The following is a 6520-nucleotide window of genomic DNA, read 5'->3' on the forward strand; positions in this document are numbered from 1 at the left end:
TGGCTGGCGAAGTGAGGGGACACCAGATGACTCTACGGTGCTGCCCTGACGGCAGGCGGAGGCCTCAGCCGAACACGGAGAGCAAGATCATCAGCACTGCGAAGGCGAGGAACAGGTAGCAGCCGATCGCCCCGGCCTTGCTGTTCTTCTTCTGCTGCTGCTTCTTCTGCGGAGGCTGCTGCTGCGCGGGCGCCTGGTGCGCGGGTCGACGCCGAAGCGGCCGGTCGAGTTCTTCGACCGGTTCCGGGGCCGGCGCGGACGGCGCCACCGACTCTCGGGTCGGCGGCGCCGCGTGCGCAGAGGTCAGCGCATCCGGGAAGTGGTGCAGCGGCGATAGCGCCTGCGTGCCGTCCTGGCCCGAAAGCGCATCCCGCCGGGTCACGACGACTTCGACGAGGAGCTTGCCCGCTTGGCCGTGGTGCCGGTCGTCTTCTTCGCCGTGCTCGTGCTCTTCTTCGCCGCGGTGGTCGTCTTCTTCGCCGCGGTCGTCGTCGACTTCTTCGCGGTGGTGGACTTCTTGGCCGGGGCCTTCTTCTTGGCCGGGGCCTTGGCCCGCCGCTCCGCGAGCAGCTCCATCGCGCGGTCCATCGTCAGCGACTCGACGTCGTCACCCTTGCGCAGCGACGCGTTGGTCTCGCCGTCGGTGACGTACGGGCCGAAGCGGCCGTCCTTGATCACCAACGGCTTGCCGGTGTCCGACGCCTCGCCCAGCTCGCGCAGCGGCGCCGCCGCTGCCCGCCGACCGCGCTGCTTCGGCTGCTCGTAGATCTTCAGCGCCTCTTCGAGGGTGATCGAGAAGATCTGCTCCTCGGTATCCAGCGACCGCGAGTCCGTGCCCTTCTTCAGGTACGGGCCGTAGCGGCCGTTCTGCGCGGTGATCTCGTTGTCGCTCTCCGGGTCCTTGCCGACCACGCGCGGCAGCGACAGCAGCTTCAGCGCGTCGTCGAGGGTCACGGTGTCCAGCGACATCGACTTGAACAGGCTGCCGGTGCGCGGCTTGCCCTTGCTGCCCTCGGGCAGGACCTCGGTGACGTACGGGCCGAAGCGGCCCTCCTTGGCCACCACCTCGTGCCCCGACTCCGGGTCGGTGCCGAGGCTGCGGCCCTCCATCGGAGTGGCGAACAGCTTCTCCGCGATCTCCAGGGTCAGCTCGTCCGGCGGCAGGTCGTCGGGCAGGTTCGCCCGCTGCGACGTCTCGTCCTCCAGCGTCCGCTCCAGGTACGGGCCGTAGCGGCCGACCCGCACGTAGATGGTGCGGTCCTGCTCGTCGGTGAACATCGGGATCGAGTTGACCTCCCGCGGGTCGATCTCCTCGACGCCCGAACCGACCAGCTTCTTCAGCCCGCCGACGCGGCCGATCGAGCCCTCCGGGCCCACCGAACCGCCGAAGTAGAAGCCCGTCAGCCAGCTGGTGCGCTGCTCGCGGCCCTCGGCGATGCGGTCCAGCTCGTCCTCGAGCGTCGCGGTGAAGTCGTAGTCCACCAGCCGCTCGAAGTGCTTCTCCAGCAGCCCGACCACGGCGAAGGCGATCCACGACGGGACCAGGGCAGAGCCCTTCTTCCACACGTAGCCGCGCTCCTGCACGGTGCTGATGATCGAGGCGTAGGTCGACGGACGGCCGATGCCCAGCTCTTCCATCGTCTTGACCAGGCTGGCCTCGGTGAAGCGCGGCGGCGGGTTGGTGGTGTGCCCGTCCGGCGACAGCTCCGGCGCGGTGACCGGCTGGTCCTTGACCAGCTGCGGCAGCCGCGACTCGGCGTCGTCGGCGACGCCACCGGCCTCCGAGTCCACCGCCTCGACGTAGGCCTTCAGGAAGCCCGCGAAGGTGATGGTGCGGCCGGACGCGGCGAACGTGCACTCCTCGCCGCTGGTCGCGGTGCCGGTGATGCGCACCGACAGGGTGGTGCCCTTGGCGTCGGCCATCTGGGAGGCGATGGTGCGCTGCCAGATCAGCTCGTACAGCTTGAAGCCGTCGACGTCGTTGCCCAGCTCGGCGGCGACCGCGCCGGGGGTGCGGAAGCTCTCGCCCGCCGGGCGGATCGCCTCGTGCGCCTCCTGCGCGTTCTTCACCTTGCGGTTGTACTGGCGCGGCTGCGGCGACAGGTACTGCTCGCCGTAGAGGTCACGGGCCTGGTTGCGCGCCGCGTTGATCGCCGTCTCCGACAGCGTCGTGGAGTCGGTACGCATGTAGGTGATGTAACCGTTCTCGTACAGCCGCTGCGCCGTGCGCATCGTGCGGTCCGCCGAGAAGCGCAGCTTGCGGCTGGCCTCCTGCTGCAGCGTGGAGGTCATGAACGGCGCGTACGGCTTGCGCGTGTACGGCTTCTCCTCGGCGCTGGAGACGTGCAGCTGCGCATCGGTCAGCGCCGCGGCCAGCGCGCGGGCCTCGGCCTCGCCCAGCACCCGGGTGTCGGCGTTCTTCAGCTGGCCGTCCGGGCCGAAGTCGCGGCCGGTGGCCAGCTTCGCGCCGTCCACGGAGACCAGGCGGGCGCCGAAGCGGCGCGGCGAGGCGTCCGGGCCGGCGTCCATCTGCGCGGAGATGTCCCAGTAGTCGGCCGGCACGAACTTGATCCGCTCGCGCTCGCGCTCGACCACGATCCGGGTCGCCACCGACTGCACGCGGCCCGCCGACAGCTTCGGCATGACCTTCTTCCACAGCACCGGGCTGACCTCGTAGCCGTACAGCCGGTCCAGGATGCGGCGGGTCTCCTGCGCGTCCACCAGGTCGTTGTCCAGGTCGCGCGGGTTCGCGGCGGCCGCCTGGATCGCCGACTCGGTGATCTCGTGGAACACCATCCGGCGCACCGGGACCTTCGGCTTCAGCGTCTCCAGCAGGTGCCAGGCGATCGCTTCGCCCTCGCGGTCACCGTCAGTGGCGAGGTAGAGCTCGTCGACCTGCTTGAGCGCTTCCTTCAGCTCGGTGACCGTGGACTTCTTGTCGGAGGAGACGAGGTACAGCGGTTCGAAGTCGTTCTCGACGTCCACGCCGAGCCGCGCCCAGGCCTGGCCCTTGTACTTCTCCGGCACGTCCTTGGCGTTCTTGGGCAGGTCCCGGATGTGGCCGCGGGAGGACTCCACGATGAAGTTCGAGCCGAGGTAGGAGGCGATCTTCTTGGCCTTCGCAGGCGACTCGACGATCACCAGACGCCGGCCGCCGGAGCCAACCCCGCTGTTGGGGGACCCCGAAGCCCGGCCGGTCCCGCCAGCCTTCTTCGTCCGTGTCGACCCAGCCACGCTTACCCGCTCTCTTCTCCCGGAAGCATCCTTTGCTACCCGACAAGTCCTTCAGTGTGCCCCGCGCGCAGTTCGATGCGCTGCCCGGGAAGGCACAGGGTTGCACATAACACGCCTGTGCACGTCGGCGTCTTGCCCTACGAACGTATCGGGTGACGAAAGTGTTCCGTTGCGTGACCTGGCGTGATATGCGTCAAACCGGTCAGGACACCAACGGCCACGTTCGCTCGATCGCACCATCGGGCATCGGCCCGACCAGCTCGACGAGCCTGGTCAGGCGCTTGCGCCCGGTGACGCGGAGCGCCGGGCCACCCGCGCGCGGACCGACCGGCTTGACCGGGAGGCCGCAGCGGGTCAGCGCCGCGGCCAGCGGCGCGTGCGTGTCCGGCGCGTGCGGGTCGAGCCCCAGGCGGTAGCCGGCGGGCTCGGCGGAGCCCGCGGTCAGCGCCCAGATCCGCAGGGCGGCGCCGTCCGGGACGTAACCGCCCGGGACGGACTTCACCGCGCCTCTCAGCCAGTGCGCGGCGAGACCGGTGAGATCGCTGCGGAACGCGGTGCGGATCAGCGGGTGCCCTTCTTCGGAGCGGCCGAGCTCGGCGTCCACCCCGCGCTGCGCGCACGCCTCGACCAGGGCACGGGCGCGCCACTCGGCGTCGACCACGACCGACAGCCGGGCGGCGGTGCCGCGGCCGAAGCCGACCGCTTGGCCCGGTCCGCACAGCATGCCCGCCAGGTCGGCGACGACGGGTTGCCGCGCCTCGGCCGAGTAGAAGGACAGCTGGTCCACGGCCCGCATGCTAGAACAGTAGTTCGACCTGCGCCATGCCTTCCACCCGATTGCGCGAACGGGAACCACAGTTTCAATTGAAACTGCGCCCCCACCAGCCCCGAGATCCGCAAATTCCATTGAAATCGGACGTCTGATTTCAATGGAATTTGCGGACCCATCGGACGGATGGGGTCAGCGGGGTGGTTGTTGGTCCTTGGGCTTGGTGAAGAACGGTTGGCACTCGGGGGCTCGGTGGGCCGCCGCGTTGAGCTCCGCGTTCTGCTCCAGCTGGACCAGCTTCTGCTTGAGGTCGAGGTGGCTGCCCTTGTCCAGCTCCTTCTGGAGATCGGCCATGCCCTGCTCGAAGCGCTGCTTGTCGCCGGTGTCGATCTGCTCGGCCTTGCCCCGCGCGCCGCGCAGGACGTCGCGCACCTCGGAGAAGCCCTCCTGGAAGCCGGTGCCGATCTGCTCCGCGCCCTTGACCGGCGGGGCGCCGAGGTCCGTCAGGCCGCGCACCGTGTCGTCGGCGGACTTCTCGGCGGCGTCGATGCGGGCGATCACCGACTTCTTCACCGAGGTGGTGTTGGTCCGGTCCAGCCCGGGCATGTGCTGCTGGGACTCGCTGAAGCCGCTGACCAGCCCGCACACCTTTCCGGTCCAGTTGACCGCCTGCGCGCTCGGCTCGGGCGGCGGAGCCGGGGCCGCCGGTCCTCCGGCGCAACCGGCCAGCGCGAACGGGACGGCGGCCAGCACCGCGATGGGCGTCGAACGTAACTTCATGCGCACTCCTCGCACGGATCGGAGTTGCCTTCGGCGTGCCGCAAGACTCTCCCCCACCCGCGATCCCGCCCCGGAACCCGGGGGCGCCGTGCGGCAGAAGCCCCAGCGCACGGCGGAGGGCGCCTCCCCGACCGGGAAGACGCCCTCCAGGAGCTGCTCCGCGAGTTATGAAGGTGCGCCGTTGATCGCCTTGTCATCGGAGTCGTCGGAAGGGGATGACTCCGCGATCGACGTCGAGCGCCGCTTGGAGACCACCACCGCGCCGACGATCACCGCGACCGCCACCACCGAGATGGCGATGCGCACCGCGGGGTTCGCGGTGTCGCCGACGGTGAAGGCCACCACGGCCGGCGCGATCAGCACCGACACCAGGTTCATCACCTTCAGCAGCGGGTTGATCGCCGGGCCCGCAGTGTCCTTGAACGGGTCGCCGACGGTGTCACCGATGACCGTGGCCGAGTGCGCCTCGGACCCCTTGCCGCCGTGGTAGCCGTCCTCGACCAGCTTCTTCGAGTTGTCCCAGGCGCCACCGGAGTTGGCCAGGAAGATCGCCATCAGCGTGCCGGTGGCGATCGCACCGGCCAGGTAGCCGGCCAGCGGGCCGACGCCGAGGCCGAAGCCGACCGCGATCGGTGCCAGCACCGCGAGCAGACCCGGCGTGGCCAGCTCGCGCAGCGAGTCGCGGGTGCAGATGTCGACGACCCGGCCGTACTCGGGCCGCTCCGAGCCGTCCATGATCCCCGGCTTGTCCCGGAACTGGCGGCGCACCTCGTAGACCACCGCGCCCGCGGCGCGCGAGACGGCGTTGATCGCCAGACCGGTGAACAGGAACACCACCGCGGCACCGATGATCAGGCCCACCAGCACGTTCGGCGCGTAGACGAAGAACTCCGAGACGCTGAGCTGACCGGCCACGTCGCGCAGCGCCGCGCCGATCGCATCGGTGTAGGAGCCGAACAGCGCGGTCGCCGCGAGCACCGCGGTGGCGATCGCGATGCCCTTGGTGATCGCCTTGGTGGTGTTGCCGACGGCGTCGAGCTCGGTGAGGATCTTCGCCCCGTCGCCCTCGACGTCACCGGACATCTCGGCGATGCCCTGCGCGTTGTCGCTGACCGGCCCGAAGGTGTCCATCGCGACGATCACGCCGACGGTGGTCAGCAGACCGCAGCCGGCCAGCGCGATGGCGAACAGCGCCACCGGCAGCGAACCGGAGAGCAGGAACGCGCCGAACACGGCCGCACCGATGATCAGCGCGGTGTAGACGGCGGATTCGAAACCGACCGACAGGCCGGAGAGGATCACGGTGGCCGCACCGGTCAGCGACGACTTGCCGACGTCCTGCACCGGGCGGTGCTCGGTGGCGGTGAAGTAGCCGGTGAGCTTGAGGATGACCACCGCGAGCAGGATGCCGATGATCACCGCGACCAGCGCGATCACCGCCGGGTTGCCGCTGGTCTGCTGCAGCGCCGGGGACACGCCGTTGAGGTCGGCGAAGGAGCTCGGCAGGTACAGCAGCGCGGCGACGGCGCAGAGCACCGCCGAGATCCCCGCGGAGATGTAGAACGACCGGTTGATCGCGACCAGCGCGCTCTCCCCGCCTCGGGCCTTGGTGATGTACACGCCGATCACCGCGGTCAGCACGCCGATGGTGCCACCAGCGAAGTGGGGCAGGTGTGAAAATCCTTCACCCTCCACTGTGATCTCCGACGATGCAGCGCAGATCACCCGGCCCACGTC

At 69.7% G+C, this 6520-nt stretch carries 5 protein-coding genes; all 5 read right to left on the minus strand.

Annotation, left to right across the window (positions count from 1 at the left end; translation table 11 throughout):
- Positions 1-64: 64 nt before the first annotated feature.
- Entirely contained in the window at positions 65-382 is a 318-nt protein-coding gene (locus ABTZ89_RS33760) for a hypothetical protein (protein ID WP_351052459.1), read from the minus strand.
- On the minus strand, positions 379-3234 hold the full coding sequence (gene topA, locus ABTZ89_RS33765; protein WP_502949637.1) for a type I DNA topoisomerase: 2856 nt from the start codon (positions 3232-3234) through the stop codon (positions 379-381). Before topA ends, ABTZ89_RS33760 begins: the two co-directional genes overlap by 4 nt.
- Positions 3235-3436: 202 nt before the next feature.
- A complete protein-coding gene (locus tag ABTZ89_RS33770; RefSeq protein ID WP_270947402.1) occupies positions 3437-4030 on the minus strand; it encodes a hypothetical protein in 594 nt (197 codons plus the stop codon).
- Positions 4031-4195: 165 nt separating this feature from the next.
- Positions 4196-4783 (minus strand): hypothetical protein, encoded by a 588-nt coding sequence (locus ABTZ89_RS33775; protein ID WP_270947403.1) that lies wholly within the window; start codon positions 4781-4783, stop codon positions 4196-4198.
- 165 nt (positions 4784-4948) lie between these two features.
- Positions 4949-6520: proton/sodium-translocating pyrophosphatase (locus tag ABTZ89_RS33780; protein WP_351052463.1), on the minus strand; the 1572-nt coding region annotated here is incomplete at its 5' end.

Source organism: Saccharopolyspora sp. NPDC002686 (genome assembly GCF_040295745.1).
In the GTDB taxonomy this organism is placed as follows: Bacteria; Actinomycetota; Actinomycetes; order Mycobacteriales; family Pseudonocardiaceae; genus Saccharopolyspora; species Saccharopolyspora oryzae.

What these genes read in the sequence shown, in the direction of transcription:
- ABTZ89_RS33770 (WP_270947402.1), bottom strand. Translation starts at nt 4,030, where the DNA reads ATGCGGGCCGTGGACCAGCTGTCCTTCTACTCGGCCGAGGCGCGGCAA.
- ABTZ89_RS33775 (WP_270947403.1), bottom strand. Translation starts at nt 4,783, where the DNA reads ATGAAGTTACGTTCGACGCCCATCGCGGTGCTGGCCGCCGTCCCGTTC.